The organism is Burkholderia sp. KCJ3K979, assembly GCF_016759955.1.
GTDB lineage: Bacteria > Pseudomonadota > Gammaproteobacteria > Burkholderiales > Burkholderiaceae > Burkholderia > Burkholderia orbicola.
This window is the reverse complement of sequence record NZ_JACFYV010000427.1, coordinates 1-1260: the sequence shown is the minus strand read 5'-3', so window position 1 is coordinate 1260 and position 1260 is coordinate 1. Positions and strand designations below refer to the sequence as shown.

General features: G+C 64.3%; 2 protein-coding genes. Both read left to right on the top strand.

Annotated elements, in window-relative coordinates:
* Positions 1-233: hypothetical protein (locus H3O04_RS36475; RefSeq protein ID WP_237666552.1), on the top strand; the 233-nt coding region annotated here is incomplete at its 5' end.
* Positions 234-438: 205 nt separating this feature from the next.
* The gene (locus H3O04_RS35390) at positions 439-1086 is read left to right on the top strand and encodes an OmpA family protein (protein WP_006478111.1); all 648 of its coding nucleotides are present in this window, start codon (positions 439-441) and stop codon (positions 1084-1086) included.
* The last annotated feature ends 174 nt before the right edge of the window (positions 1087-1260 follow it).

Sequence of the window (1260 nt, the reverse complement as noted above, 5' to 3'; positions counted from 1 at the left end):
CCCTTGTTCGCCGCGTACGGGCGGCCGGTATTGGGGTCGACGACTGCCGCCAGCGCGGCGTCGACTTGTGCCCGGTCAATGCTCATCAAAACTCCATGAAAACGTTTTTCTCGCGCGCAAACGTCAAAAAATATCAAATTACGCTGCGAAAATCGGGAAAAGTGAAAGAATCTGTTGCACGCCATTGCGCGAACGCGCGACCCGGCGCACTCTTCGCGTGCGGCATGCTATAGGGCCAAATCGGCCGCTCACCGCCTATATTGTAGAGGCTGACGCGTCGCGCTGCCCGAACAGCCACGCTGACGGACAGGGCATGCGACCGCCTCGGCGGCTGCCGCGAGCGCAGGCCGGCCCTCCTTTTTCGGACGGCCCGCGCAGGGAGCCATAACTGTTGTTTGTCGTCGTTGTCGACTCGTTCAACCAAGAGAGGAATCCAAGATGAACATGAAAATCGCGACTCGCCTGTCCGTATTCGCACTCGCCGGCGCACTGCTGGCAGGCTGCGCCACGCAGCAAGGCAACAATACGGCCGTCGGTACCGGCACGGGCGCGGCGCTGGGCGCGGGGATCGGGGCACTGGCCGGTGGCGGCAAGGGCGCGGCGATCGGCGCGGGCGTCGGCGCACTGGTCGGTGGCGTGACGGGTTACAACTGGCAGGCGATCAAGAACAAGCTCGCACCGTCGGCGGCGCAGACGGGCACGCAGGTCACCGAGCAGCCGGACGGCTCGCTGAAGCTCAACGTGCCGAGCTCGGTCACGTTCGCGACGAACCAGTACGCGATCACGCCGGCGTTCACGCCGCTGCTGAACGACCTCGCGACGACGCTGAACCAGAACCCGCAAGTCACGGCATCGATCGTCGGCTACACGGACAGCACGGGCTCGCAGCAGCTGAACCAGACGCTGTCGCAGAACCGCGCGCAAAGCGTCGTGAACGCGCTCGTGCAGCGCGGCGTGAACGGCGGCCGTCTGTCGGCGCAAGGCATGGGCCCGTCGAACCCGATCGCGGACAACGCGACCGAAGCCGGCCGCGCACAGAACCGCCGCGTCGAGATCTACCTGCGCGCGCCGCAACAGCATCAGTAAGCGCGACCACAAGAGGAATCGTGCGGGCATCCTGCCCGCACAGCCCCGCCGGATAAGGCTTTCGGCGGAGCCGGTAACAAATCGAAAAAATTTTCGAACTTCTGTCGCAAGCCGTGGTCAGTATTTACGGTACGTGGCTGGTGTTGCCGGCGCGTCACCATTCTCCTCTTGTCG

Coding starts and splice junctions, on each gene's coding strand:
- H3O04_RS35390 (WP_006478111.1), top strand. CDS start 439: ATGAACATGAAAATCGCGACTCGCCTGTCCGTATTCGCACTCGCCGGC.